The organism is Oscillospiraceae bacterium (assembly GCA_025758045.1).
Taxonomy (GTDB): Bacteria; Bacillota; Clostridia; order Oscillospirales; family Ruminococcaceae; genus Gemmiger.
In genome coordinates this window covers 1,618,844-1,643,768 of sequence record CP107208.1, presented here as the reverse complement: position 1 = coordinate 1,643,768, position 24,925 = coordinate 1,618,844, and the positions used below count along the sequence as shown (strand labels likewise).

Below are 24,925 nucleotides of genomic sequence, written 5' to 3'. Positions count from 1 at the left end.
GACATTATGAAATCAATTCTTCTAATTGGTCTGGGGCGATTTGGAAAGCATATTGCCCTGCACTTAAATCATTTGGGTCATCAGGTGATGGCGGTAGATACTTCGGAGGAACGTGTAGAGGCTGTTCTGCCCCTTGTTACCAATGCACAGATCGGAGACAGTACGAATGCCGATTTTTTGGAATCTCTCGGTGTTCGCAACTATGATGTATGCATTGTGGCCATCGGCAACAACTTTCAAAGTTCGTTGGAAACAACTTCTCTGCTCAGTGAATTAGGAGCGAGGTTTGTAGTTTCCAGAGCTGCAACTGATGTTCAGGAAAAATTTTTGCTGCGTAACGGTGCCAATGAAGTAGTCTACCCGGAAAAACAGCTCGCAAAGTGGACAGCAATCCGTTACAGTGCGGATCACATTCTCGATTACATAGAACTGGATGAAAATCATGCTATATTTGAGATTCCCATTCCCAAAGATTGGACGGACCATTCGATTGGAGAGCTTGATATTCGTAAAAAATTCAATATTAACATTATGGGAATCAAGAAAAGCGGCAAGCTGGAGTTATCTATTTCTTCAGACACCGTGCTGAAAGCAGGGGATACCATGTTGGCATTGGGAAGCAACAGAAATTTGCAAAAGTGCTTTCATACTTGATTTCAAAAAATCAAGGAAATTGGAGGTAAATCCATGCGGGATGTTATTTTACTTGTAAGTACATCCGCTATATGTATTTTTGGATATTTTCTGATGGATAAACTGGATGCTTTTCTGGAAAACAATCGGAATGAGCAAGAAAATGCTCTGACTTACGGCGAAAACAGCTTGCGAATTGGTTTTTCCAACCCATTAATGGCAGGCGGTCTCGCAGATGCTTTCGAGACTTACGGCAAACAGCATCCGGATGTCTCTATCCATATTTTCAGCGGAGAAGAAAGTGAATTGTGCAGAGAACTGGAAACACACAAATTGGACATAATTTTTTTACCAGAGAATACAGACATATCAAAAAAAACTCATTATAATGCACGGATGGTGCTTCTTCGTTGCGCCCCAGTTGTGATGGAATATGCTGACTTGCCCATTGAGCCGATCACCCGGAATCAAATCACACAAATAGCACTATGGAGGGATTCCCAAAAATCACCTGTCGTCGATTTTTTCATTGGATGCCTGAACAAATTTGCCGTGGATCAGCCGCAGATGTAGGTTTTGACGTTGTGTGTTATAATATGGAAAAAGGGAATCGCTTTTGCATGAGTGACAGACAGGATGGTTAAAATGGAACTGCCAAGACAAGATCCGGATCAGCTTCTTCGTGCGATCCGTAACGATGCATCCACTAAGAAAAGCGGAAAACTCAAAATCTTTTTCGGTTATGCCGCAGGTGTCGGAAAGACCTATGCCATGCTTCAGGCGGCTCATCAGGCTAAGGAGCGTGGCATTGATGTGGTTGCTGGATACATAGAACCCCATGCCCGACCCCAGACGATGGCACTTCTGGACGGCTTGGAGCAGCTTCCTGTGAAACAAGTTGCTTACGAAGGAATGACCCTTCGTGAATTTGATATTGATGCTGCGCTCAAGCGAAAGCCCCAGCTCATACTGGTGGATGAGTTGGCCCATACCAACGCCGAAGGCAGTCGGCACACGAAGCGGTATCAGGATGTTCAGGAACTGCTAAATACTGGAATTGATGTCTATACGACTGTAAATGTCCAACATATCGAGAGTCTCAACGATACAGTAGCCTCTATCACCGGAATTCTTGTGCGGGAGCGCATTCCGGATTCCACCTTTGATCAAGCAGATCAGGTAGAACTGGTGGATATTGAGCCTGCGGAGTTGCTGGAACGACTGGCAAGTGGAAATGTGTACCGGGAAGATCAGGCGCAGCGGGCAACAGTTAATTTCTTCACGCTGGAAAATCTCACCGCATTGCGGGAAATCGCCCTCCGTCGGTGCGCCGACCGGGTGAACTTGCTGACGGAAAGTGCCAGAGTACAGAGCCGAGGCGATTACCATACAGACGAGCGCATCCTGGCATGTCTTTCCTCGTCGCCATCCAACGCAAAAATCATTCGGACAGCTGCAAGGATGGCAAGAGCCTTTCGGGGAACATTTATCGCTCTTTATGTGGAAACGCCAAATACAGCGGCGATGAGTGACGATGATAAAAAGCGTTTGCAGGATAATAAGCGTCTGGCCCAGCAACTTGGCGCTGCGATTGAGACAAGTTATGGCGATGACGTGCCTTATCAGATTGCGGAATTTGCCCGTCTTTCCGGCATCTCAAAAATCGTAATTGGACGAAGTACCATTGCACGAAAGAATATTTTCAGCAAGCCCACCTTGACGGAACGCCTGATTTCCAGCGTACCTAATCTGGATATTCATGTGATACCGGATGCCAGCACAGGAACCAGCTATCAGGAAAAAAAGAGAAAGGCGCAGCTAGATGCGATGCCACTGCGTGATGTTCTGAAGAGTATAGTCGTATTGCTGGCAGTTACACTGATTGGCTGTGGCTTTGACGCTCTTGGGTTCACGGAGAGTAATATTATCGCAGTTTACATATTAGGCGTACTTGTGACCGCTGTAATCACAACCAACCGACTGTGCGGGATTCTGACCTCGGTTGTCAGTGTGCTGGTTTTCAACTTCTTTTTTACCACTCCGAGACTGACATTCCATTTTGACGATCCGAACTATGTTGTTACCTTTACCATTATGTTTATAGTAACACTGCTTTCCGGATCTCTCGCTACCCGGCTGAAAGAAAATGCGAAACAATCTGCCCATACAGCTTACCGTACAAAGATTCTTTTTGAAACCAACCAGCTTCTGCAAAAAGAGCAGGATGAGAATGCGGTAATCACCGCTACGGCAGGGCAGCTCATGAAGTTGCTGAAAAAAGATATCGTCGTCTACCTGTCTGATGGTAAAGAACTTGCCACCCCCCACGTTTTTCGTACGGTTCATAGCACGCAAGAGGATTTGATTTCTGAGAACGAGAAAGCAGTCGCCGATTGGGCCTTCCGAAACAATAAACACGCCGGTGCCACAACAGATACATTATCCAGTGCAAAGTGTCTATACCTTGCGATTCGGGTCAACCAGCATGTATATGGAGTGGCTGGTATTGCTGTGAACGGTACTCAATTGGACTCTTTTGAAAATAGCGTGCTTCTTTCCATTCTTGGCGAGTGCGCATTGGCGCTGGAAAACATCAAAAATGCCAAGGAGAAGGAGGAAGCGGCTGTTCTGGCACAAAATGAACAACTTCGTGCCAACCTGCTGCGGGCAATCTCCCATGATCTTCGGACGCCTTTGACAGCGATTTCCGGCAGCGCAGACAATTTGCTTGCAAATTATAAAAAAATGGACGATGCACTACGGGAGCAGACCTTTACTGATATTTATGACGATTCCATGTGGCTAATCAATCTGGTTGAAAATTTGTTGGCAGTCACACGAATTGAGGGCGGACAGGTCAATCTAACTCGGAGTGTCGAACTCATGGATGAGGTCGTTTCTGAAGCGCTGAAGCACATCAACAGAAAAAGTAAAGAACACACCATTCGTGTGACCAGCGGTAAAGACTTTATCCTTGCCCACATTGACGCGAGGCTGATCGCTCAGGTGATTATCAATTTGGTTGACAACGCCATCAAATATACCCCTGTCGGTTCAGTAATTGAAATACACACCGATCAAAAAGAGCAATGGGTCACGGTTTCCGTTTCCGACAACGGCCCCGGGATTCCCGATGAGCAGAAACCCCGTATTTTCGATATGTTTTATAGTGGGGCCAATAAAGTGGTCGACAGCCGCAGAAGCCTTGGATTGGGGCTGTCCCTCTGTAAGTCCATTGTGACCGCCCACGGCGGCACGATTTCCGTATCAGACAATCAGCCAAATGGCACTGTGTTCACATTTACATTACCCGCAGGGGAGGTAGAACTTCATGAATAAACCTTTGATATTAGTGGTTGAGGATGACCCGTCTGTACGAAATCTCATTACGACCACTTTAAAAACAAATGATTATCGTTATGTGGTAGCACCCAATGGCTCGGCAGCCATTATGGAGGTCACATCGCACAATCCTGAAATCATCTTACTGGATTTGGGCTTGCCGGATATGGATGGCGTCCAAGTCATTCAAACGGTTCGCTCTTGGTCCAATGTTCCGATTATTGTAATCAGCGCCCGAAGCGAGGATAACGATAAAATCAAGGCGCTGGATGCCGGAGCGGACGATTATTTGACAAAGCCCTTTTCGGTAGAAGAACTGCTGGCACGACTTCGTGTGACGCAGCGAAGACTCTCTCTGATGACGGCAGAGATGTTTACTGCCAGTTCTGTATTTGTGAATGGTAAGTTGAAAGTGGATTATGCCGGGGGATGCGCTTATCTGGATGAAAACGAACTTCACCTGACACCCATTGAGTATAAGCTGCTGTGTCTGCTGTCCAAGAATGTCGGCAAGGTACTGACCCATACCTTTATCACACAAAATATCTGGGGCCACAGTTGGGATAACGATGTGGCTTCCCTGCGGGTATTTATGGCAACACTGCGCAAAAAGCTGGAGCCAACAGAGGAGTCCCCGCAATACATCCAAACACATATTGGTGTGGGCTATCGTATGATAAAAGTAAATGAATGATATGAGGTCGGCCAGTGTTCGCACATGGCCGGCCTCGCTAATTATGTTATGACGATTTCTCTTGTCCGTAAAAAATGTTGCATCTAATCGTAGTAACTCTTGGTTCAATATCGAGTTTGATTCACCCTGCTGTTCATCGTCTTTCGACAGTCTCTCATAAAGGGCAGTACGCTTGCCAATATCACGAATTTGCGCCATTTTTCACCCTCTTCCTTTGCCGGGCTTTTTCTTTTTGTGGGACATATTTAGTGGAAAGGCGTATTGCATGGTAGATGTGCTTGACTCTCCGGTAAGCGGAGCTATGCCATATTAAGGCAGAAACCCCCTCAAGCGCCACTGTGTACTTTCAAAAGTCCCTTCGCCGCGTAGTTTTTCGTGTATTATTCGTATGCCAGATGGTTTTTGTGACCATCTGGCGTATTTTTTTGCTTCCTTTTTTGCTTTGGCGGCAGAGGACTGCCGTTTTCTGCCCGCGCCCCTCCGAGTTTTGAGGTCTATTCAATGAAACTCAAAATTCAGGAGGTTTACGATGGAAAAGAAAAACAAGTTATGGTTTAGTGGTGAGGACGCGCAACTGGCTGCGCGCTTTACGAAGTTCATGACCAAGGTGCTGTATGCCCGGCGCGCTTCTTACATTCGCGCACTGATGGTTAAGGCAAAGCGCGAGGTTTCCATTGAGGAATGCCGCGACGAGGTGGACACAGTGTACAGGCGGCTGATGAACCCGATTGAGGAAAGCGTCGAGTCCAAGCTGATGTGGGAAGGAATCAAAAAGTACCTGCACAAGCTGACGCCGAAAGAGTGCGAGGTTATGATTTCCTTATATGTAGATCATCTTTCCGTGCGGGAGACCGCAGCCAAGTTGAAGGTAGATGATAGTACCGTAAGCACGCATCACAAGAATGCCCGCGACAAGATTCGCAATGCGATGGAGGAATAATACTATGGAAGGTTTCAAGGATTTGCTTCTGCGCGCAAAGCGCGGTGATGAGGACGCTGTGGAAAAGTTGTTTGTTCAGTATGAATCGCTCCTGAACAAATGCAGCCGCGTGAACGGTCGCGTGGATGAAGATCTCTATCAGGTCTTGCTGATTGAGTTCTGGAGAGCAATTTCAGAATTCAAGGTCTAAGCATTTTGGGCGGTGGAGCTTGTTCTCCACCGCTTTTTTGCACCATTCCAAAAGAATTGCGCTTTGGTTATTGCTAACCAGCAAGTGACGCAGAGATGACGGAGGCAGGATGAATTGAGGGAGACAATCTTTGGAGTGTTAATGAACCACTGTCTCCGCAACACATAGTGAAAGTAGCATTCGATAGTGGTGATTTGACATTTAAGGAACGATCCTTTTTTAAGCTGCTTAATGGGTCGATGGACAAGGGAATGGTGCAAGAGCAGCTTTTGAAAAAATTGCTTTCTTCTGTTCAAAGTGCTATAATCGGAATATACCGAATACAAAGGGAGGAAAGCTCCCATGCCAAGACCGTCACGGTGCCGTCGAATTTGTGGCGTACCACAGGTCGATACATTCTGTCCCAACGGGTGCGAGAATACCGAGCCGATCCTGCTGACGCTGGACGAATACGAGGTCATTCGGCTGGTTGACTTGGAGCAGCGAACCCACGAGCAGTGTGCCACTCAAATGGACATTTCCCGCTCTACCGTGCAGGAGATTTACGAAAGCGCACGGAGCAAGATCGCAGCGTGTCTTGTCCACGGGAAACCGCTGCACATCACCGGGGGAAACTACCGCATCTGCGGAGGACAGGAGGCAGCTCACTGCGGCCGTTGCTGCCGGATGCAGAGCGCCAACATGGAAAAATCAGGCAAAACTTGCAAAGGAGATTCCATTATGAAAATTGCAGTTACCTATGAAAACGGTCAAATCTTTCAGCATTTCGGTCACACAGAGCAGTTCAAGCTTTATGAAGCTGTGGACGGAAAAATCACTCATGCGAAAGTCGTTGACACCAACGGCAGCGGTCACGGCGCACTGGCAGGTTTCCTAATGCAGCACGGTGTGGACACTTTGGTTTGCGGAGGCATCGGCGGCGGTGCGCAGGCAGCACTCGCCGAAGCGGGCATCAAGCTCTACGGCGGTGTCAGCGGGGACGCTGACGCGGCGGTGAGCGCATTGCTCAACGGAAGTTTGGGCTACGATCCCAATGTTCACTGTGACCACCATGACCATGAGCACGGCGAGGCTGGTCACTCCTGCGGTGACCACGGCTGCGGCAAGCACAGCTGCCATTGATATGGAACGCACACTGACACAACTTCCGTTCTGGTCATCCTTGACCGAACAGGAGCAAGAAACGCTACGCCGAAGTGCCTTTGTCCGTCATTATAAAAAGGGTGCGTTCGTTCACAGCAGCGACAATGAATGTCTCGGAATGCTGCTTATTCTTTCCGGCGAGATCCGCACCTATCTTCTCTCTGATGAGGGGCGGGAGGTAACGCTGTTCCGCCTGTATCCGGGCGAACTATGCGTGCTTTCCGCCTCCTGCGTGATCAGTCAGATCACCTTTGATACGCAAATGACTGCCGGAATGGATACGGACGTTCTGATTATCCCTGCAATTGTCATTGCTGCACTCAAGGAGAAAAATCTCCATGTCCGCTGTTTTCTCTATGAACTGGCAACGAAACGCTTTTCTGATGTGATGTGGGCGATGCAGCAGATTATGTTCAAGGGATTGGATCAGCGGCTGGCAGAATTTCTCCTTGCCGAAGCGGAGCGTACCGGCTCCGACACGATACGCATGACCCATGAGCAGATCGCCCAGCACATCAGCTCGGCACGGGAGGCAGTGGCACGGATGCTCAAAAGCTTCTCGGAGGACGGGCTGGTGGAGCTGAAGCGTGGTGCAATCACGCTGCGGGATAAGAACAGACTAAATCGTCTAAAATAAAAAGAAATGTGACTTCGTTACAGAAGAAAATCATAGATTTGCTATAATAAAAGCAGAAAAGCAGGAAGGAGTATCCAACATGAAAGAAACGAAATACGCAGGAACTCAAACCGAAAAAAACCTGATGGCTGCCTTTGCCGGTGAGTCCGAGGCGCGCAACAAGTACACCTATTTTGCATCCAAGGCCAAGAAGGAAGGCTACGAGCAGATCGCGGCACTGTTCCTCAAAACCGCTGATAATGAGAAGGAACACGCCAAGCTGTGGTTCAAAGAGCTGAACGGCATTGGCGACACCGCCGAAAACCTTCTCTCCGCCGCTGAGGGCGAGAACTACGAGTGGACGGATATGTACGACGGCTTTGCCAAAACAGCCGATGAGGAAGGTTTCCATGAGCTGGCGCAGCGTTTCCGCCTGGTCGCCGCCATTGAAAAGCACCACGAGGAGCGCTACCGTGCCCTGCTGCACAATGTGGAGATGGCGGAGGTCTTCGCCAAGAGCGAGGTCAAGGTGTGGGAGTGCCGCAACTGCGGTCACATCGTCGTAGGCGAGAAGGCCCCGGAGGTTTGCCCCACCTGCAACCATCCCCAGAGCTATTTTGAAATTCACGCAGAAAACTATTAAAGTAAAGAAAAGGAGAATTATCATGGATCAGAAGTTTTACATTTGCGAGCATTGCGGTAACATCATTGCCAAAGTTAAGGACGTAGGCGTTCCTGTCGTCTGCTGCGGTAAGCCGATGAGCGAGATTGTTCCCGGCACCACCGACGCCGCCGTGGAGAAGCACGTCCCTGTCTGGACGGTGGAAAACGGCATCGTCCATGTCAAGGTCGGCTCCGTGGAGCACCCCATGCTGCCGGAGCACTACATCGAATGGGTATCTCTCCAGACCAAGCAGGGCAATCAGCGTAAGGAACTGCATCCCGGCGAAAAGCCGGAGGTCTGCTTCGCGCTCTGCGAGGGCGATGAGGTCGAGGCGGTCTACGCCTACTGCAACCTCCACAGTCTGTGGAAAGCGTAATTCATCTTTCAAAAATCCGGTGCTTTTTTGAGCACCGGATTTTTTTATTAATGTGACCTCGTTACAGAAAAATACTTTGTCCTGCGGTATGATATAGCCACAATCAATAAACAAGAAAGATGTGGCGAACATGGAAATCAACCATGACGCAGGGTATTTGCAAGCTGAAAAACAAAGAAGCATAAAAGATCAACGAAAGGAGTCACTCTCATGACTGAACTGAAAATTACTGCTGCGAATTTTGAAAACGAGGTACTGCATTCCGACAAACCCGTTTTGCTGGATTTCTACGCGGACTGGTGCGGACCGTGCAAAATGCTCTCTCCTATACTGCATGAGCTTGCCGAAGAAAAAAGCGGTGCCCTCAAGGTGGGCAAGATCAATGTAGACGAGCAGATGGAGCTGGCAATGCGTTTTCAGGTATCCAGCATTCCGATGCTGGTCGTTTTCAAGGACGGAAAAGCCGTTGCCAAGTCGGTGGGCTATCGGCCTAAGTCGGAGATCACCGCAATGGTGGAGAGCGCAAGATGAAAGTTGTGATCGTAGGCGGTGTGGCGGGTGGTGCTTCGGCCGCTGCCCGCATCCGCCGTTTGGATGAACACGCGCAGATCATCATGATCGAGCGCAGCGGCTATGTGTCCTATGCCAACTGCGGCCTGCCGTATTATGTGGGCGGTGTGATCAAAGAGCAAGCAGAACTGACGCTGCAAACTCCGGAGAGCTTTTGGGATCGCTTTCGCATTGATGTACGAGTACGGCAGGAAGTAACTGCGATCAATCCCGCAGAGAAAACCGTCACCGTCCGTGCACTGGACAGTGGGAAGGTATACACGGAAACCTATGACAAACTGCTTCTTGCCCCCGGCGCAAAGCCGACGGTTCCCACGCTTTCCGGCGTCAGCAGTGAGCGAGTTTTTACGCTGCGCACCGTGGAGGATACCCTCCGCATCAGGCGCTTTGTTGAGGATCAGAAGCCGAAAACCGCTGTTTTGGCTGGCGGCGGCTTTATCGGTCTGGAAATGGCGGAAAACCTTGCAGAAATGGGTGTTTCCGTCACCATCGTCCAGCTTCTCCAGCAGCTTTTAGCGCCGCTGGATGCGGATATGGCGAGCTTTGTCCATTCGGAAATGCGCAGACACGGCGTGGCTCTGCGGTTGGGTGAAACCGTCACCGGATTCCGACAGGACGGAGATTCTGTGCTGACCCTGTTGGAAGAAAGTGAACCACTACATTCGGATATGGTGCTGCTGGCCATCGGTGTTACCCCGGATACGCATTTGGCAAAAGAAGCCGGACTCAGACTTGGTATTCGTGGCAGCATCGCTGTCAACGAGCGGATGGAAACCTCCGCGCCGGACATCTATGCTGTGGGCGATGCCGTAGAGGTCAGCCATTTCGTGACCGGCCAGAAAGCATTGATCTCTCTGGCGGGGCCTGCCAACAAGCAGGGACGAATTGCCGCTGACAATATCTGCGGCGGAAACAGCCGCTATCACGGCTCTCAAGGCTCGTCTGTTCTGAAACTATATGGCTTGACAGCGGCCTTTACGGGGATCAATGAAAAGACAGCGCGGGCAGCAGGGATTGCTTACGACAAAGTCGTATTGTTCCCGGCATCCCACGCGGCCTATTATCCCGGTGCACAGTCTATGGTAATGAAAGTGCTGTATGAAAAAGAAAGCCTGCGGCTGCTCGGTGCGCAGATCGTTGGCGGCGACGGTGTGGACAAGCGCATTGATGTACTGGCAACGGCCATTCGCGCAAAAATGACAGCTCTGGAACTGACGGAGCTTGACCTTTCCTATGCACCGCCCTATTCTTCTGCCAAAGACCCGGTCAATATGGCCGGTTTTATGATCGAGGATTTAGAGGGCGGGAAGGTACGGCAGTTCAATTGGAATGATGTTGAGAACTTGCCTTGCGATGGCAGTGCGACGCTGCTGGACGTCCGCACGGCGTGGGAGTATCAGCGGGGTCATCTGGACGGCTTTCGGAACATTCCCTTGGACGATCTGCGGGAGCACTTGGACGAGTTAGACCGGGGTAAGCCTGTTTATGTGAATTGCCAGACAGGGCTTCGCAGTTATCTGGCCTGCCGACTTTTGACGCAGTACGGGTTCACCTGTTCCCATCTCTCCGGCGGATACAGTTTTTATCAGGTCGTAACACAAGAGCGGCAGACAGCGCGGAGCGCCTATCCCTGCGGAATGGAGAAGTTAACCCATTAGGCAAGTGACCGGAGAAGAGGAGAGAATCGAAATGGAGATCAGAAAACGAAACGGGGAGTCTGTTCCCTTTCAACAGGAGAAAATTTTCAACGCCATGAAAAAGGCATTTGACGGACAGGGCCGGGAGATCGGGAGCAGCGAGCTGGATGAGATCCTCGCCACCGTTCTCGACAATCTCTCCGTCACAGTGCCGCTCACCGTGGAACTTGTGCAGGACGAGGTGGAGCGAACGCTCATGGAGCGCGGACACTATGAGGTGGCCAAGGCGTACATCCTCTACCGCGAAAAGCGGTCTGCGCTGCGCCGTGTCCGGCATACCATCGCGCGGACGGTTGGGGATGACTCGCTTGACGAGGTGCTGCGCCGCATCCAGATGGATTTTACCGAGGAAGTCTACTCCCTCGCGGCGCTTCAAATGAAGTTTGAGAGTTTCTGTCGCCCGGGCATGACGGAGGATGAGCGGACTGGGGCTCTGACCAAGGCGGCGGTAGAGCTGACTACGGCAGAGGCACCCAAGTGGGAGTTCATCGCGGCGCGGCTTCTGAACCACTCCTTTCGCTGTCGCAACGCACAGGAATGGGAGGGGCGCGGCGTCGGCGACCTCTATGGCAGGCTTCGCTATCTGACGGATAAGGGACTCTACGGTGACTATATCCTTGCCCACTATACCCACGAGGAGATTGCCATGGCGGAGGACTTTCTCTGCCCGGAACGGGACGAGCTGTTCACCTACTCCGGCCTTGACCTTATGCTCAAACGCTATGTGATCCAGTCACGCAGCCGCGTGCCGCTGGAAACACCGCAGGAGATGTTTTTGGGTATCGCGCTGCATCTTGCTATGAACGAAGGCTCTGACCGCATGGGGTGGGTAAAGCGCTTTTACGATATGCTCAGCCGTATGGAGGTCACGATGGCGACACCTACCATGTCTAACGCGCGAAAGCCTTACCATCAGCTTTCAAGCTGCTTTGTGGACACTGTGCCGGACAGTCTGGACGGCATCTACCGCTCGCTGGACAACTTCGCAAAGGTCTCTAAATTCGGCGGTGGAATGGGGATGTACTTCGGTAAGGTGCGCGCTGCAGGCAGCACCATCCGCGGCTTTCAAGGGGCGGCGGGTGGTGTTATCCGCTGGATTCGGCTGGTCAACGACACCGCCGTGGCGGTGGATCAATTGGGTATGCGGCAGGGCGCTGTGGCGGTTTACTTAGACGCATGGCACCGGGATCTGCCGGAATTCCTTCAACTGCGCACTAACAATGGCGATGACCGCATGAAGGCGCATGATGTGTTTCCTGCCGTGTGCTATCCGGATCTCTTCTGGCGACTGGCGGAGGAGAACATAGACGCGCCGTGGCATCTCATGTGTCCGCATGAGATCCTCACGGTCAAGGGCTACGCTCTGGAGGATTACTGGGGTACGGAATGGGAGAAGCGGTATCTGGACTGCGTCAATGACCCGCGCATCGAAAAGCGCAGCGTCACCGTCAAGGACATCGTGCGGCTGGTGCTTCGCTCGGCAGTGGAGACCGGCACGCCCTTCGCCTTCAACCGCGACAGCGTAAATCGTATGAACCCAAACGGCCACACGGGAATGATCTATTGCTCCAATCTCTGCACGGAGATCGCGCAGAACATGGCGCCCATCGAGCATATCAGCACTGAGGTGCACACGGAGAACGGCGACACAGTGGTGGTGACGGCCACACGCCCCGGTGAGTTTGTGGTCTGCAACCTGGCGAGTTTGTCTCTCGGTAATCTGCCGGTGGAGGACGAGGCCTATATGGAACGCACGGTGGAAACGGCCATCCGCGCACTGGATAATGTGATCGACCTCAACTTCTACCCGTTGGAATACGCGCGGCTTACCAATCAGAAGTACCGCAGCATCGGCCTGGGCGTCAGCGGCTACCACCACATGCTGGCAAAGCGCGGCATCCGCTGGGAGAGCGAGGAGCACCTTGCCTTCACCGACGCGGTGTTCGAGCACATCAACTACGCCGCCGTCAAGGCGGACGCAGCACTGGCACGGGAAAAGGGTCGTTACGCACTCTTTGAGGGCAGCGACTGGCAGACGGGCGCGTATTTTGAAAAGCGGGGTTATACCTCCGAAAAGTGGCAGGTGCTTGCGAAAACGGTGGCGGTGCAGGGAATGCGCAACGCCTATCTGCTGGCGGTCGCACCGACCTCCAGCACATCTATCCTCTCCGGCACGTCGGCGGGCATCGATCCAATTATGAAGAAATTCTTCTTAGAGGAGAAAAAGGGTAGCATGCTGCCCCGCGTTGCCCCGGAGCTTTCTATGGATACATGGTGGTACTATAAGGCGGCGCATTTGATTGACCAAAGCTGGTCGGTACGCGCCGCGGGCCTTCGCCAGAGACATATTGACCAGGCGCAGAGCATGAATCTCTATATCACCAACGACTATTCCATGCGTCAGGTGCTCAGACTGTATTTGGAGGCGTGGAGGGCCGGCGTCAAGACAATTTACTATGTCCGCAGCAAGGCCCTTGAGGTCGAGGCCTGCGAAAGCTGCTCGTCATAAGGAGGATAGCATGATGGAACTGAAGAAAAAGCCCCTCTTTAACCCGGAGGGCGACCCTGATGTGCGCCTGCGGCGCATGATCGGCGGCAATACCACCAACCTCAACGACTTCAACAATATGAAGTACGCTTGGGTCAGCGACTGGTACCGGCAGGCCATGAACAACTTTTGGATTCCTGAGGAGATCAATCTCTCGCAGGATGTGAAGGACTATCCCCGCCTGCTGTCAGCCGAGCGCAGCGCCTACGATAAAATTTTGAGTTTTCTTGTCTTTTTGGATTCCATTCAGACAGCGAACCTGCCTAATATCGGCGCCTACATTACCGCCAACGAGGTCAATCTCTGCCTGTCCATTCAGGCGTTTCAGGAGTGTGTCCACTCACAGAGCTACAGCTATATGCTCGACACCATCTGTTCCCCCGTGGAGCGCAATGACATCCTCTACCAATGGAAAACTGACGAGCATCTGCTGCGCCGCAACACCTTCATTGGGGACTGCTACAACGAGTTTCAGGAGCGGAAGGACGCTCCCACGCTGCTGCGCGTGATGATGGCGAACTATATTTTGGAGGGCATCTATTTTTACAGCGGCTTTATGTTCTTCTACAATCTCTCCCGAAACGGGAAGATGTCCGGCTCGGCGCAGGAAATCCGCTATATCAACCGCGATGAGAACACGCACTTGTGGCTGTTCCGCAATATAATCACGGAGCTGCAAAAGGAGCAGCCGGAGTTGTTCACCGCCGAGAGCGTACAAGCGCTGCGCGAGATGATGCGTGAGGGCGTGGAGCAGGAGATCGCATGGGGGCATTATGTGATCGGCGACGACATCCCGGGACTGAACCGGCAGATGATCAGCGATTACATCCGCTATCTCGGCAATCTTCGCTGGACGAGCCTTGGCTATCCGGCATTGTATCCGGGCTTTGAGAGCGAACCGGAGAGCATGGAATGGGTCAGCCAGTACGCCGACGCCAACATGGTCAAGACCGATTTCTTTGAGGCACGCAGTACCGCCTACGCCAAGAGTACCGCACTAATAGACGATTTATAAGAAAACAAAGGAAAGGAGCTGGCAGATATGGCAGCTATGGACATGAATCAGGAGCAGTTTAAGCAGTTGATCCGGGAGGAAAAGCCTGTTTTGGTGGATTTCTGGGCGCCCTGGTGCAGCTATTGCCGGAGGATCGGCCCTGCGTATGAGAAGATTGCAGAGGAATACGCGGACAGCCTTGCCGTCGGCAAGATCAATATTGACGAGGAGCCGCAGTTGGCGGGGGCCGAGGGGATCAAGGTCATCCCAACTCTGGTGCTGTTCCGGAACGGAAAGGCCGTGGGTTCCATCACCGCGCCCGGCTCAAAGGCAGAGATCGACCGTTTCATTCAGGAAGCCTTGGCGAAATAACGGAGGATTCAGATATGAACAACAATCATGTTTATGATATGATTGTGGTGGGCGGCGGACCGGGCGGCTACACCGCCGCCCTGTACGCCGCACGGGCGGGGCTGGACACCATCGTGCTGGAAAAACTGTCCGCCGGTGGGCAGATGGCCCTGACCGAGCAGATCGACAACTACCCCGGCTTTGAGAACGGGATCGACGGCTTCTCTCTGGCGGAGAAGATGCAAAAGCAGGCGGAGCGTTTTGGGGCACGCAGCGAATACGCAGAAGTCCTCCGCATGGATCTGACGGCGGTTCCCAAGCTCGTGGAGACCAGCGAGGGAATCTTCCGGGGGAAAACCGTGGTGCTGGCCACCGGTGCGGAACCCAGAACGCTGGGCGTGGCCAGAGAGTCGGAACTGGTGGGCCGGGGCGTGGCCTACTGCGCCGCCTGCGACGGGATGTTTTACAAGGGAAAAACGGTGGTCGTGGTGGGCGGCGGCAATTCCGCCGCGGCAGATGCCCTCCTTCTCAGCCGCGTGGCGAAAAAAGTGATCCTCGTCCACCGCAGAGACACCCTGCGGGCCACCAAGATCTATCACGAGCCGCTGGCACAGGCCGAAAACGTGGAATTCCGTTGGAACAGCGTCGTTTCCGCACTGCTTTCCGGGGACAGGCTGACCGGCGTCCGCCTGCGGGACACCGTCACCGGTGAGGAAAGCGTGGTGGACTGCGACGGCGTATTTGTCAGCGTGGGCCGACAGCCCGCCACGGCGCTGGCGGTGGGTCAACTGGCGCTGGACGACGGCGGCTATATCGTGGCCGGAGAGACCACGGAAACCAGTATTCCCGGCGTTTACGCCGTGGGCGACGTGCGGACGAAGCCCCTCCGTCAGGTGGTCACCGCCGTGGCGGACGGCGCGGTGGCAGTCCACATGGCGGAGAAATATATCGCGGAAAACCGATAAGGGATGTAGATTGAAAAAGCCATGTTTAAGGTCATGCCGGATACGACCGCAGTGGGGATGCCGACATATCTGCAAGGCAAACTGCCAGAGTGATGGCAGATAAGATAACCCATGTAAGATCGGGAGATATGTTGTCTCTCCATATCCAGTCCACGCAACAGTGAGCAACTGAACACAAAACACAGCCACAGATGTACTCTGCGGCTGTGTTTTTATGCGTAGTATACCGCGTGACAAGCGGTTTTACTGTGATGGCGTCACATAATTTGAGAAAATCGGCGCGGCGCTGCTCCGGTTGTACGATTAGGCTCCTTGAGCTCTGCAAAGCTTTTGGAGTTCAAACAGAAAATACCCACAGCCAAAGCGGCTGTGGGTATGATCAAATCAGATTGTACGAGCTGACGCTGTCCTGCCGATCTCTACAGACCGTAGCTGCTTCTTCCATCTGCAAAACCCCGACGCTCCGTGGCTGACGGGGTTATCCGCACTTGCTAATACGCCCAAAGGGGGCTCCTTAACGCGCAGAAGGAAAGGGACGGTCAGCCTCCGGCGTTTTGAGAAGGAAATGGCTTTTGTGAAAGTCGAGCAGGCCCTCATCCCGCATTTTTCCAAGCTCCACGGACAGCCCGCTGCGCTCCACACCGAGGTAATCCGCAAGCTGCTGCCTTGAAAACGGAATGTCGAACTCATAGACCCCGCGCCGCAGTGCCTCAGCGGAAAAATAGGACATCAGCTTTGCACGCGTCGTGCGCTGGCCCATGTGGGTGAGCTTTTCGTTGAGCCGCAGGTTCTTCTCCGCTAACTCGCCCAGCAGATTGCGGATGAACCGGCTATGGTAGGAGCAGGCGGAGGGGCACACGCTCAAAACGCGCCTTATGTGTAGAAACATCACCGTCATCGTGCTCTCCGCCTCCACGCTCACGTTCAGCACCGCTCCCGGCGCGCAGGCAAACACATCCGCGAAGGTCTGCCCCGGCCCGGTCTTGGAGAGGATGTTGCGGTTTCCCCAGATATCCTCCTGCATAATGAGGGCGCTGCCCGCCAACACAAGGCCCACCTCCTCCACCGCCTCTCCGGCGCGAAGCAGGCGGGAGCCTTTTGGAAAGGTGTCGATCCTTGCCCCGAGGCAGGAGAGCATGGTGGCAAGCTCGTCGTCGGAAATACCGGAGAAAAGCGCCGCGGCGTGGAGCGTCGGGAAAAATTTTTTCATAAAAAGTTCTCTTTCGTTGAAAATTCAACTGACTTGTTGCTTTTAGTATAGTACAATGAACGCACAAAAGCAACAGGGGCTTCGAAGAGGCGTGAGCTTTCTGCAAGAGAGGCAAAGACTATGAGTTATGAAAACTGGAAGGACAAAATCGGCACATTTGAAGTGATGGACGTGCGGGGCAAAAAGATGGACTTCTTCCCCGCATTGAAGGCAAAGGCTGCCGCGCTGAAAAACGGAGAAGGACTGCATATCATCCAGACCTTCGAGCCTGTCCCACTGTACCCGGTGCTGGCCCTTATGGGCTTTGAGCATCACACGGAGAAGGTGAGCGGCAGCGAATATCACATCTGGTTTTATCGAGTGAAGAAAGGAGAATAACCGCATGAGCTACGAAAACTGGAAGAATAAGGCGCAGGGGTTTCAGACCGTGGATGTGCGCCATATACAGGGCAGCTTCTTTGAAGGGCTGAAGAAAAGAGCCGAGGCGTTGGAGGTGGGCGAAGGATTACACATCATCCAGACCTTTGAGCCGCATCCACTGTACGCTGTCATGGAGGGCTTGGGCTACGAGCACCACACCGAGCAGCGGAGTGAGGCGGAGTTCCATGTCTGGTTCTGCCGTGTGGAGAAGAAGGAAGGCGACAGCTCCGCTCCCTTCAAGCCGCTGGCTCTTTTGAACTATCCCATGATCGATGAAAAGCTGGGGCAGATCGCCGTGGATTTTTGGGAGACCACATGGCAGAGCGAGAAGCGCGTACTGCCCTACGAAACGCGGCTGCTGCTGTCCCTGACCAACGCTGTCGGTGCAGGCCGGATGAGGCAGGCGGCGCGGGAGCTGGTAAAGGCATATATCCACGGTGTGGAGAGCTCCGCGTTTGACGACGTGTTCGAACTGCTGGCATGGAATCAGGGCATCGGTTTTTTCAGCAGCGAGATCGGCCCCTCGGCGCTGTTTCAGGCGTACAAGCTCATTAAAAACGGTGAGAAGCAGGGCAAGTCCCGGGAGGATATCTGCAGTGCGCTGCGCGAGAAATTTGGGGAGAAGAACCCGGAGATGCAGGTCCTGAACAAATGATAAGGAGTTGTTTTGTATTATGACCATTCAAACGGTAACAGATGCCATCCGCTATGTAGGGGTGGATGATAACACATTGGCACTCTTTGAAAACCAGTACCCCGTCCAGCCTATGGGAGTGAGCTACAACTCCTATGTTATTCTGGATGAGAAGATTGCCGTGATGGACAGCGTGGACGCACGGGCGGCGGAAGAATGGCTTTCCAATGTGGCGCGGGTGTTGGAGGGGCGCAGCCCCCACTATCTTGTGGTCACACACATGGAGCCGGATCATTCCGGCAGCCTCATGCGGCTGGCACAAAAGTACCCGGAGATGAAGATTGTGGGAAACGCGAAAACATTTACCATGATCAAGCAGTTCTTCGGCACAGGTGCATTGTCGGAAGACCGTATGCTGGAGGTTGGCGAAAGAGATACGCTTTCCTTGGGTTTGCACCGGCTGCGCTTTCTGCTGGCGCCGATGGTACACTGGCCGGAGGTGATGGCAGCGTATGAAGAGGAGGAAAAGATCCTGTTCTCGGCGGATGCCTTCGGCCGCTTCGGCTCACTGGAACGGACTGCCCGTGCCCCCTGGGCGCCGCAGGCCCGGCGGTATTATTACAACATCGTCGGAAAGTATGGCGCACAGGTGCAGGCGCTGCTGAAAAAAATCTCCGCGCTGGAGATCAAAACGATCTGCCCGCTCCATGGCCCCATGCTCACAGAAGACTTGGGGGAGTATCTGCGGCTCTATGATCTCTGGTCACAATGGAAACCGGAAAAACCGGAGGGCATCCTGATCGCTCACGCATCCATCCATGGAAATACCGCATATGCATCGGAGGCCCTCAAGAGCAAGCTGAAGGGAAAAGGTGCACAAGTCACCATGTGCGATCTGACGGCAACAGACCTTTCCTATGCCGTGACCAGCGCATTCTACTGTGGGAAACTGGTGTTGGCCTGCTCCACTTATGACGGAGGACTGTTCCCGCCCATGAAGGCCTTTTTGGATCATTTACAGACAAAGGGATTCCGAAACCGCCGGATCGGCCTCATGGAAAACGGCTCATGGGCCCCTGCTGCCGCGCGGCTGATGCGCGCCGAGTTGGAAAAGATGAAGGAACTCCGACTGTGTGAAACAGATGTATCGCTGCGCGGCGCACTGAACCAAACCAGCGAAGCGCAGATGGACGCTCTGGTGGCGGAGCTTTGCGCGGAGTAGGCGGCGAGTCTGGCTTCGTCTGTCCGCCCGATGCCTCAAAAGCAAAACATCGTCGCTGATTTATTTACGGAAAGAAGAATCTGTCTGAGCTTATTTCGATGATACAAGATTACCATGTGAAAGAAAATGACGAGAATTTGATTACCTGTAGGATAGAAATGCAAGGAGAGCACAGGGCAATCAAATACACAGGAAAGCATTTCTTGGCTTTGCAAAAGGCCATCGGGTTTTATTCTGATGATGCTAAATGATGTTGCGGAAAACAAATACTCTGGAAAGAGACACACCAGCTGTGATTGGAAGAACTGCAAGATACTTTTGAAGTGTTTGAGAACGCCGCCAATGGTGATTTGTTATCTAAAAACTTAGGAGCAGCATAGAATAACGCAATCTACCGCCTTATCGTGAGATAGGGCGGTATTTTTTTTGAAAAAATTGCAGATTTTTCTCCAACTTTTACCTTCCTAAAGCGATATTCATATATAGAGGGACAAAAAATCCCTCATTCCCCCTTTTCTGCACCTTGATAACCGAATATCCGAATCACCGGCTACATACAACTGACCTTGCCGCAACCCAAGGAGCGTCGGCAGGTGCGTCCCGACTCTGACGCGATGAGGCTGCCTAACCGCAGCGGAGCGCCCCCAGAGGCGGGAGAGGTGGCGTGGAACACATACCTCAAGCGAAGGGTCAGCAATCGTGATACACACCGTGGCGATGCTCTCAAGGCGTCGGCGGTACTGCCAACAATGTGGTACAGGAAGTGGGAGCTGTTTCCAGCAGCCGGGTCGGTGGTTCGCCCTTATATCTGGGAAGTAGTGTCGAATAGGGTATAAAATTTGATTTCAGATTATGGCGGCCACTTGTTTTCCACAGGTGGCCGCTATGCTTGTGGAATCAAATTCATAATGAACAGGAGGTATACTATGAAATGCACACATCCCACGGATTCTCCCTTGCAAATCAGCAGTGATGTCATTGCCGTGAAACTGGTTGCTGTTCTCTACCGCGAGGGTCTTATCAACCACACGGTTTACCGTCAGGTCACAGCGCAATATTCCACGCTTGTCAAGCCTGTCAAGCAATAAAACGACAGCCTACCATCGTTTTTCAACTTCCCATATACTGCGAGGAAAGGAGGTAACGCAAATGCAGACAACACAACAACAGTTATATTTCGGGTCTATGAATTTAGACCGCAACTGTGACCGCCGCATGGTCTTTTACGGTCGAGTTTCCACACAGCACGAACAGCAGAAGGACGCGCTCAGCAACCAGATGCAATGGTACGATGACCAATTGAAGTACCACGCGAATTGGCAACTGGTCGGGCGCTACATTGACGAAGGCATTACCGGAACGCTTGCAAAAAAGCGTCCCTCTTTTATGCGAATGCTGGACGACGCCCGAAACGGAAAATTCGACCTGATTGTCACCCGCGAGGTATGCCGCTTTGCCAGAAACACCGTTGATACACTCTCCATCACAAGAGAGCTTCGCGGCATTGGTGTGGAGGTTTACTTCGTGTCTGACAACATCTGGACGTTGGACAGCGATGGCGAACTGCGCCTAAGCATTATGTCCTCTCTTGCGCAGGAGGAAAGCCGCAAGATTTCCGAACGTGTCTTAGCCGGTCAAATGATCAGCCGCCAAAACGGTGTTCTCTACGGGAATGGCAACATTTTGGGCTATGATTTAGACAAGGCCCATAACACCTACACCATCAACGAGGAGCAGGCAAAAGTCGTTCGCTTTGTATTTGATATGTACTCCAGAGGCTACGGGCAAAGTCTGATCTGCAACGAGCTTACACGCCTTGGGTATAAGGATAGCCAAGGCAATGTGAAATGGTCTTGCATCAAAATCAGTAAGATGCTACGCAACGCCACCTATATGGGGTACATAGGCTACAACAAGTCCAAGACCACCAATTACATTGACAAGGTTCGCGTAAAGAATCTCAATGAAGATAGCATTCAACTTGTCAAGGGCAACTTCCCGCCGCTTATTTCTGAGGAATTGTGGCACGAATGTGATCGAATCCGCAAGCAAAAAATCGCCACATATCGGATGCCGGACGGCTCCACACGCCGCGCCGGTTATCTTGGTCCGATGCATCTATGGACACAAAAACTGCGTTGCCGCTGCGGCGGCGGGTTTAACCGTTTCAAGTGGCGCGTTTTGAAAGACGGAACGCCGGTTTACGGGTATCAATGCAATTACCGCACAGTGAATGTTTCCCGTTCTTTTGTCGTGGAACACAATCTGCAAGGACAGTCATCCTGCGATGCAATTTCCATATGCGAATGGAAACTGGAACTTATGGCAAAGTTGATTTTTGACCGTATCTGGGGCGACCAAAATGCGGCAGTGAAAAAAGCGGTTGCTATGATAGACTCTGTCAGCAGCCGCGCGGCTCCTGCCTGCTCGGTTGCCAGCAGCAGCGCCCAGATTAGTAAGCTGAAAAATCGCAAACTGCGGCTTGCTCAAATGTACGCAGACGGTGACTTGGGGCGTGATGAGTACAAAGAGCTGTGCGCCAAGACGGAGCAGGAAATCAGTGCCTTGCAGCACCCTCCAGCCGAAATGGCAGCACAACAAAAAGCAGCAGCCACTCCTTCTATGAAGGAGCTGACTGCTGCGCTGAATCGAATCGTGGATCTTTCTGCACCGAAGTTGCCTGATTCACTGATTCAGGAATTTGTAGAGGTTGTCACGCCTATCAAAGACAACCTCTACCGCTGGAAGCTGAATTTCGGTCCGCAGGTTCCTCACGCTGAACGAACCGACTTGACGAAAATCGAGCAGAATCCCCTGCTGAAATTCAGAATCAACTTCGAAACCGCACGTTAATATCGTCAAAAAAGCGGTATGCCGAGCCAGTTCAGACGCTGTTCTTGGACAGATTTGAGGGCCGAAGTGTATGTTTGACGGGAAAACAAATGTGCGCCGCTGACAAGCAGCGGCGCACATTTTAGTCAATTTTCAGCCTTTTTCGGGCTTGAATTTTTAACGATAACTCGTTAAAAATCAATCACTTCGCTCTGGGAGCTTTAATAGCAGCCTGAGCGGCGGCGAGGCGGGCGATGGGAACACGGTAGGGAGAGCAGCTGACGTAGTCCAGGCCAACGTTGTGGCAGAACTCAACACTGCTGGGATCGCCGCCGTGCTCACCGCAGATGCCCAGACCCAGGTTGGGGTTGGTCTCGCGGCCGTCATGGGCAGCCATCTTGACCAGCTTGCCAACGCCGATCTGATCCAGGTGCTGGAACGGATCGCTCTCGTAGATTTTGTTATCGTAGTAAGCGGTCAGGAACTTAGCAGCATCGTCACGGCTGAAGCCGAAGGTCATCTGGGTCAGGTCGTTGGTGCCGAAGCTGAAGAAGTCAGCTTCCTTGGCGATTTCACCGGCAGTCAGGGCTGCACGAGGAATCTCGATCATGGTGCCGACCTCGTACTTCATGTCAACACCGGCAGCGGCGATCAGGGCATCAGCAGTCTTGACGATGACGTCCTTGACGTACTTCAACTCCTTGACTTCGCCAACCAGAGGAACCATGATGTGCGGGGTGATCATCTTGCCAGTCTCGGCAGAAACCTTGATGGCAGCCTTGATGACAGCGTTGGTCTGCATCTCAGCGATTTCGGGGTAAGTGACGGCCAGACGGCAGCCACGGTGACCCATCATGGGGTTGAACTCGTGCAGGCTGACAACGACGTTGTTCAGCTCTTCGGTGGTCATACCCATGTCCTTAGCCAAAGCCTCGATATCCTCGGCCTTGGTGGGCAGGAACTCATGCAGCGGCGGATCCAGATAACGGATGGTCATCGGACGGTCGCCCATGATGCGGTACATAGCGGTGAAGTCAGCTTCCTGGAACGGCTCGACCTTGGCCAGAGCGGTCTTGCGCTCCTCAACAGTACGAGCGCAGATCATCTCACGGACAGCAGCGATGCGGTCCTCGGCGAAGAACATATGCTCGGTACGGCACAGGCCGATGCCCTCAGCACCCATATCGACGGCGTTCTGTGCGTCGCGCGGGTTGTCGGCGTTGGTCATGACCTTCATCTGGCGGTTGGCGTCAGCCCAGCCCATGAAGCGCTTGAAGTTGGCATTCTCGGTGGAAGCCACGGTAGCGATCTGGCCCTCGTAGATGTTGCCGGTAGAGCCATCGATGCTCATCCAGTCACCCTCGTGGAAGGTATGGCCGTTGATGGTGATGACCTTGGCATCATAGTCGATAGCAACGGTGTTGTCGTTGCCGCAGCCGGAAACGCAGCAGGTGCCCATGCCGCGGGCGACGACAGCAGCGTGGCTGGTCATACCGCCGCGGACGGTCAGGATACCCTGAGAGACCTGCATGCCGACGATGTCCTCGGGGCTGGTCTCAAGACGAACCAGGACGACCTTCTTCCAGGCATCGTCCTTGACCTTCTCCTCGGCGTCCTCAGCAGAGAAGACAACGCGGCCGCAGGCAGATCCCGGAGAAGCGGCCAGGCCCTTGCCGATAGCCTGGGCGGCCTTCAGGGCAGCGGCATCGAACTGCGGGTGCAACAGGGTGTCGAGCTGCTTGGGCTCAACGCGCAGGACAGCGGTCTTTTCATCGATAACGCCCTCGTCCACCAGGTCGCAGGCGATCTGCAGAGCAGCCTGGGCGGTACGCTTGCCGTTACGGGTCTGCAGCATGAAGAGCTTGCCATCCTCAATGGTGAACTCCATGTCCTGCATATCCTTGTAGTAGTTCTCGAGGCGGGTTGCGATCTCAACGAACTGATCGTAGACCTCGGGCATCTCCTCATGCAGCTTGCTGATGGGAGAAGGAGTACGGATACCAGCGACGACGTCCTCGCCCTGGGCGTTGATCAGGTACTCGCCCATCAGCTTCTTCTCGCCGGTAGCGGGGTTACGGGTGAAAGCAACGCCGGTGCCGGAACGCATGCCGGAGTTACCGAAAGCCATCTGCTGCACGTTGACGGCAGTGCCCCACTCGTAGGGGATCTCGTTCATCTTACGATAGACGTTGGCGCGGGGGTTGTCCCAGGAGCGGAAGACGGCCTTGACGGCGCCGATCAGCTGCTCTTTGGGGTCCTGCGGGAACTCTTCGCCCTGCTTCTCCAGGTAGATCTGCTTGAACTCCTTGACGAGTTCCTTCAAATCCTCGGCGTCCAGCTCAACGTCCTGGGTAACGCCCTTGCGCACCTTCATGGCGTCGATGCGCTCCTCAAAGAAGCTCTTGCCCAGCTCCATGACGACGTCAGAGTACATCTGGATGAAGCGGCGGTAGCAGTCATAAGCAAAGCGGGGGTTGTCGGTCTTTTTGGCCAGGCCCTCAACAGCCTGATCGTTCAGGCCCAGGTTCAGGATGGTGTCCATCATGCCGGGCATGGACTGACGTGCGCCGGAACGGACGGAAACCAGCAGGGGGTTCTCGATGGAGCCGAAGGTCTTGCCAGTCTGCTCCTCCAGGATGCCCATGTATTTGAAGATGTCCGCTTTGATCTCATCGTTGATCTCGCGGTTGTCAGCGTAGTACTGGGTGCAGGCTTCGGTGGTGATGGTGAAGCCCTGCGGTACCGGCATGCCGGCGTGGGTCATTTCTGCCAGGCCAGCGCCCTTGCCGCCAAGAGTATTCTTCATGGTGGTCTGGTCGCCGCCGAAGGCATCGTGGCCCTCTTTGAACAGATACAAGAATTTCTTGCTCATAGTTACCTCCCA

The 24,925-nt window shown here is 53.0% G+C and carries 23 protein-coding genes and 1 pseudogene; 21 read left to right on the top strand and 3 right to left on the bottom strand.

Going from position 1 to position 24,925, the window contains the following annotated elements; translation table 11 throughout:
- Positions 1 to 6 precede the first annotated feature (6 nt).
- From OGM81_07755 to OGM81_07740, 4 genes are all read left to right on the top strand, one after another.
- Positions 7 to 654 carry a TrkA family potassium uptake protein gene (locus OGM81_07755; GenBank protein UYJ42249.1) on the top strand — a complete coding sequence of 216 codons (648 nt, stop codon included), beginning with the start codon at positions 7 to 9 and terminating at the stop codon, positions 652 to 654.
- Between the two features lie 93 nt (positions 655 to 747).
- Positions 748 to 1,206, top strand: coding sequence for a hypothetical protein (locus OGM81_07750; GenBank protein UYJ42248.1), 459 nt, complete (start codon positions 748 to 750; stop codon positions 1,204 to 1,206).
- A gap of 72 nt (positions 1,207 to 1,278) precedes the next feature.
- Positions 1,279 to 3,972 carry a sensor histidine kinase KdpD gene (locus OGM81_07745; protein ID UYJ42247.1) on the top strand — a complete coding sequence of 898 codons (2,694 nt, stop codon included), beginning with the start codon at positions 1,279 to 1,281 and terminating at the stop codon, positions 3,970 to 3,972.
- Positions 3,965 to 4,669, top strand: coding sequence for a response regulator transcription factor (locus OGM81_07740; GenBank protein ID UYJ42246.1), 705 nt, complete (start codon positions 3,965 to 3,967; stop codon positions 4,667 to 4,669). Before OGM81_07745 ends, OGM81_07740 begins: the two co-directional genes overlap by 8 nt.
- Before the next feature lie 90 nt (positions 4,670 to 4,759).
- Here the strand turns inward: OGM81_07740 and OGM81_07735 are convergent.
- Positions 4,760 to 4,858, bottom strand: a pseudogene (locus OGM81_07735) (resolvase).
- A 340-nt stretch (positions 4,859 to 5,198) separates the two neighbouring features.
- Here OGM81_07735 and OGM81_07730 point away from each other — a divergent pair.
- The 12 genes from OGM81_07730 to trxB all read left to right on the top strand — a co-directional run bounded on the left by OGM81_07730 (position 5,199) and on the right by trxB (position 15,723).
- Positions 5,199 to 5,609 (top strand): sigma-70 family RNA polymerase sigma factor, encoded by a 411-nt coding sequence (locus OGM81_07730; GenBank protein ID UYJ42245.1) that lies wholly within the window; start codon positions 5,199 to 5,201, stop codon positions 5,607 to 5,609.
- A gap of 4 nt (positions 5,610 to 5,613) precedes the next feature.
- On the top strand, positions 5,614 to 5,799 hold the full coding sequence (locus OGM81_07725) for a helix-turn-helix domain-containing protein (protein ID UYJ42244.1): 186 nt from the start codon (positions 5,614 to 5,616) through the stop codon (positions 5,797 to 5,799).
- Between the two features lie 342 nt (positions 5,800 to 6,141).
- Positions 6,142 to 6,921 carry a DUF134 domain-containing protein gene (locus OGM81_07720; GenBank protein ID UYJ42243.1) on the top strand — a complete coding sequence of 260 codons (780 nt, stop codon included), beginning with the start codon at positions 6,142 to 6,144 and terminating at the stop codon, positions 6,919 to 6,921.
- Between the two features lies 1 nt (position 6,922).
- On the top strand, positions 6,923 to 7,579 hold the full coding sequence (locus OGM81_07715; GenBank protein ID UYJ42242.1) for a Crp/Fnr family transcriptional regulator: 657 nt from the start codon (positions 6,923 to 6,925) through the stop codon (positions 7,577 to 7,579).
- A 79-nt stretch (positions 7,580 to 7,658) separates the two neighbouring features.
- Positions 7,659 to 8,201, top strand: a complete 543-nt coding sequence (locus OGM81_07710; GenBank protein UYJ42241.1) for a rubrerythrin family protein — start codon at positions 7,659 to 7,661, stop codon at positions 8,199 to 8,201.
- 22 nt (positions 8,202 to 8,223) lie between these two features.
- Positions 8,224 to 8,598: a desulfoferrodoxin family protein gene (locus OGM81_07705; protein UYJ42240.1), complete on the top strand. Its 375-nt coding sequence runs from the start codon at positions 8,224 to 8,226 to the stop codon at positions 8,596 to 8,598.
- 210 nt (positions 8,599 to 8,808) lie between these two features.
- Positions 8,809 to 9,129 carry a thioredoxin gene (gene trxA, locus OGM81_07700; GenBank protein UYJ42239.1) on the top strand — a complete coding sequence of 107 codons (321 nt, stop codon included), beginning with the start codon at positions 8,809 to 8,811 and terminating at the stop codon, positions 9,127 to 9,129.
- Positions 9,126 to 10,826: an FAD-dependent oxidoreductase gene (locus OGM81_07695; GenBank protein ID UYJ42238.1), complete on the top strand. Its 1,701-nt coding sequence runs from the start codon at positions 9,126 to 9,128 to the stop codon at positions 10,824 to 10,826. The genes trxA (OGM81_07700) and OGM81_07695 overlap by 4 nt, the downstream gene beginning before the upstream one ends.
- A gap of 31 nt (positions 10,827 to 10,857) precedes the next feature.
- Entirely contained in the window at positions 10,858 to 13,374 is a 2,517-nt protein-coding gene (locus OGM81_07690) for a ribonucleoside-diphosphate reductase subunit alpha (protein ID UYJ42237.1), read from the top strand.
- A 10-nt stretch (positions 13,375 to 13,384) separates the two neighbouring features.
- Complete coding sequence (locus OGM81_07685) at positions 13,385 to 14,428, top strand: ribonucleotide-diphosphate reductase subunit beta (protein UYJ42236.1); 1,044 nt, start codon at positions 13,385 to 13,387, stop codon at positions 14,426 to 14,428.
- Between the two features lie 27 nt (positions 14,429 to 14,455).
- Positions 14,456 to 14,779 (top strand): thioredoxin, encoded by a 324-nt coding sequence (trxA, locus tag OGM81_07680; GenBank protein UYJ42235.1) that lies wholly within the window; start codon positions 14,456 to 14,458, stop codon positions 14,777 to 14,779.
- 14 nt (positions 14,780 to 14,793) lie between these two features.
- Positions 14,794 to 15,723, top strand: coding sequence for a thioredoxin-disulfide reductase (gene trxB, locus OGM81_07675; GenBank protein UYJ42234.1), 930 nt, complete (start codon positions 14,794 to 14,796; stop codon positions 15,721 to 15,723).
- A 514-nt stretch (positions 15,724 to 16,237) separates the two neighbouring features.
- Here the strand turns inward: trxB and OGM81_07670 are convergent.
- Positions 16,238 to 16,933 (bottom strand): Crp/Fnr family transcriptional regulator, encoded by a 696-nt coding sequence (locus OGM81_07670; protein ID UYJ42233.1) that lies wholly within the window; start codon positions 16,931 to 16,933, stop codon positions 16,238 to 16,240.
- Positions 16,934 to 17,053: 120 nt separating this feature from the next.
- On the opposite strand from OGM81_07670, the gene OGM81_07665 reads away from it, so the two are divergent.
- From OGM81_07665 to OGM81_07645, 5 genes are all read left to right on the top strand, one after another.
- On the top strand, positions 17,054 to 17,311 hold the full coding sequence (locus OGM81_07665) for a DUF2249 domain-containing protein (GenBank protein ID UYJ42232.1): 258 nt from the start codon (positions 17,054 to 17,056) through the stop codon (positions 17,309 to 17,311).
- Positions 17,312 to 17,315: 4 nt separating this feature from the next.
- Entirely contained in the window at positions 17,316 to 18,008 is a 693-nt protein-coding gene (locus OGM81_07660) for a DUF2249 domain-containing protein (GenBank protein ID UYJ42231.1), read from the top strand.
- A gap of 19 nt (positions 18,009 to 18,027) precedes the next feature.
- Positions 18,028 to 19,209 (top strand): FprA family A-type flavoprotein, encoded by a 1,182-nt coding sequence (locus OGM81_07655; GenBank protein UYJ42230.1) that lies wholly within the window; start codon positions 18,028 to 18,030, stop codon positions 19,207 to 19,209.
- 926 nt (positions 19,210 to 20,135) lie between these two features.
- Complete coding sequence (locus tag OGM81_07650) at positions 20,136 to 20,297, top strand: hypothetical protein (protein ID UYJ42229.1); 162 nt, start codon at positions 20,136 to 20,138, stop codon at positions 20,295 to 20,297.
- A gap of 61 nt (positions 20,298 to 20,358) precedes the next feature.
- Positions 20,359 to 22,062 (top strand): recombinase family protein, encoded by a 1,704-nt coding sequence (locus tag OGM81_07645; GenBank protein UYJ42228.1) that lies wholly within the window; start codon positions 20,359 to 20,361, stop codon positions 22,060 to 22,062.
- 181 nt (positions 22,063 to 22,243) lie between these two features.
- On the opposite strand, the gene ppdK is transcribed toward OGM81_07645, so the two are convergent.
- Positions 22,244 to 24,913, bottom strand: coding sequence for a pyruvate, phosphate dikinase (gene ppdK / locus OGM81_07640; GenBank protein UYJ42227.1), 2,670 nt, complete (start codon positions 24,911 to 24,913; stop codon positions 22,244 to 22,246).
- Positions 24,914 to 24,925: the final 12 nt, after the last annotated feature.

What these genes read in the sequence shown, in the direction of transcription:
- OGM81_07755 (UYJ42249.1), top strand. Translation starts at nt 7, where the DNA reads ATGAAATCAATTCTTCTAATTGGTCTGGGGCGATTTGGAAAGCATATT.
- OGM81_07750 (UYJ42248.1), top strand. Translation starts at nt 748, where the DNA reads ATGGATAAACTGGATGCTTTTCTGGAAAACAATCGGAATGAGCAAGAA.
- OGM81_07745 (UYJ42247.1), top strand. Translation starts at nt 1,279, where the DNA reads ATGGAACTGCCAAGACAAGATCCGGATCAGCTTCTTCGTGCGATCCGT.
- OGM81_07740 (UYJ42246.1), top strand. Translation starts at nt 3,965, where the DNA reads ATGAATAAACCTTTGATATTAGTGGTTGAGGATGACCCGTCTGTACGA.
- OGM81_07730 (UYJ42245.1), top strand. Translation starts at nt 5,199, where the DNA reads ATGGAAAAGAAAAACAAGTTATGGTTTAGTGGTGAGGACGCGCAACTG.
- OGM81_07725 (UYJ42244.1), top strand. Translation starts at nt 5,614, where the DNA reads ATGGAAGGTTTCAAGGATTTGCTTCTGCGCGCAAAGCGCGGTGATGAG.
- OGM81_07720 (UYJ42243.1), top strand. Translation starts at nt 6,142, where the DNA reads ATGCCAAGACCGTCACGGTGCCGTCGAATTTGTGGCGTACCACAGGTC.
- OGM81_07715 (UYJ42242.1), top strand. Translation starts at nt 6,923, where the DNA reads ATGGAACGCACACTGACACAACTTCCGTTCTGGTCATCCTTGACCGAA.
- OGM81_07710 (UYJ42241.1), top strand. Translation starts at nt 7,659, where the DNA reads ATGAAAGAAACGAAATACGCAGGAACTCAAACCGAAAAAAACCTGATG.
- OGM81_07705 (UYJ42240.1), top strand. Translation starts at nt 8,224, where the DNA reads ATGGATCAGAAGTTTTACATTTGCGAGCATTGCGGTAACATCATTGCC.
- trxA (UYJ42239.1), top strand. Translation starts at nt 8,809, where the DNA reads ATGACTGAACTGAAAATTACTGCTGCGAATTTTGAAAACGAGGTACTG.
- OGM81_07695 (UYJ42238.1), top strand. Translation starts at nt 9,126, where the DNA reads ATGAAAGTTGTGATCGTAGGCGGTGTGGCGGGTGGTGCTTCGGCCGCT.
- OGM81_07690 (UYJ42237.1), top strand. Translation starts at nt 10,858, where the DNA reads ATGGAGATCAGAAAACGAAACGGGGAGTCTGTTCCCTTTCAACAGGAG.
- OGM81_07685 (UYJ42236.1), top strand. Translation starts at nt 13,385, where the DNA reads ATGATGGAACTGAAGAAAAAGCCCCTCTTTAACCCGGAGGGCGACCCT.
- trxA (UYJ42235.1), top strand. Translation starts at nt 14,456, where the DNA reads ATGGCAGCTATGGACATGAATCAGGAGCAGTTTAAGCAGTTGATCCGG.
- trxB (UYJ42234.1), top strand. Translation starts at nt 14,794, where the DNA reads ATGAACAACAATCATGTTTATGATATGATTGTGGTGGGCGGCGGACCG.
- OGM81_07670 (UYJ42233.1), bottom strand. Translation starts at nt 16,933, where the DNA reads ATGAAAAAATTTTTCCCGACGCTCCACGCCGCGGCGCTTTTCTCCGGT.
- OGM81_07665 (UYJ42232.1), top strand. Translation starts at nt 17,054, where the DNA reads ATGAGTTATGAAAACTGGAAGGACAAAATCGGCACATTTGAAGTGATG.
- OGM81_07660 (UYJ42231.1), top strand. Translation starts at nt 17,316, where the DNA reads ATGAGCTACGAAAACTGGAAGAATAAGGCGCAGGGGTTTCAGACCGTG.
- OGM81_07655 (UYJ42230.1), top strand. Translation starts at nt 18,028, where the DNA reads ATGACCATTCAAACGGTAACAGATGCCATCCGCTATGTAGGGGTGGAT.
- OGM81_07650 (UYJ42229.1), top strand. Translation starts at nt 20,136, where the DNA reads ATGAAATGCACACATCCCACGGATTCTCCCTTGCAAATCAGCAGTGAT.
- OGM81_07645 (UYJ42228.1), top strand. Translation starts at nt 20,359, where the DNA reads ATGCAGACAACACAACAACAGTTATATTTCGGGTCTATGAATTTAGAC.
- ppdK (UYJ42227.1), bottom strand. Translation starts at nt 24,913, where the DNA reads ATGAGCAAGAAATTCTTGTATCTGTTCAAAGAGGGCCACGATGCCTTC.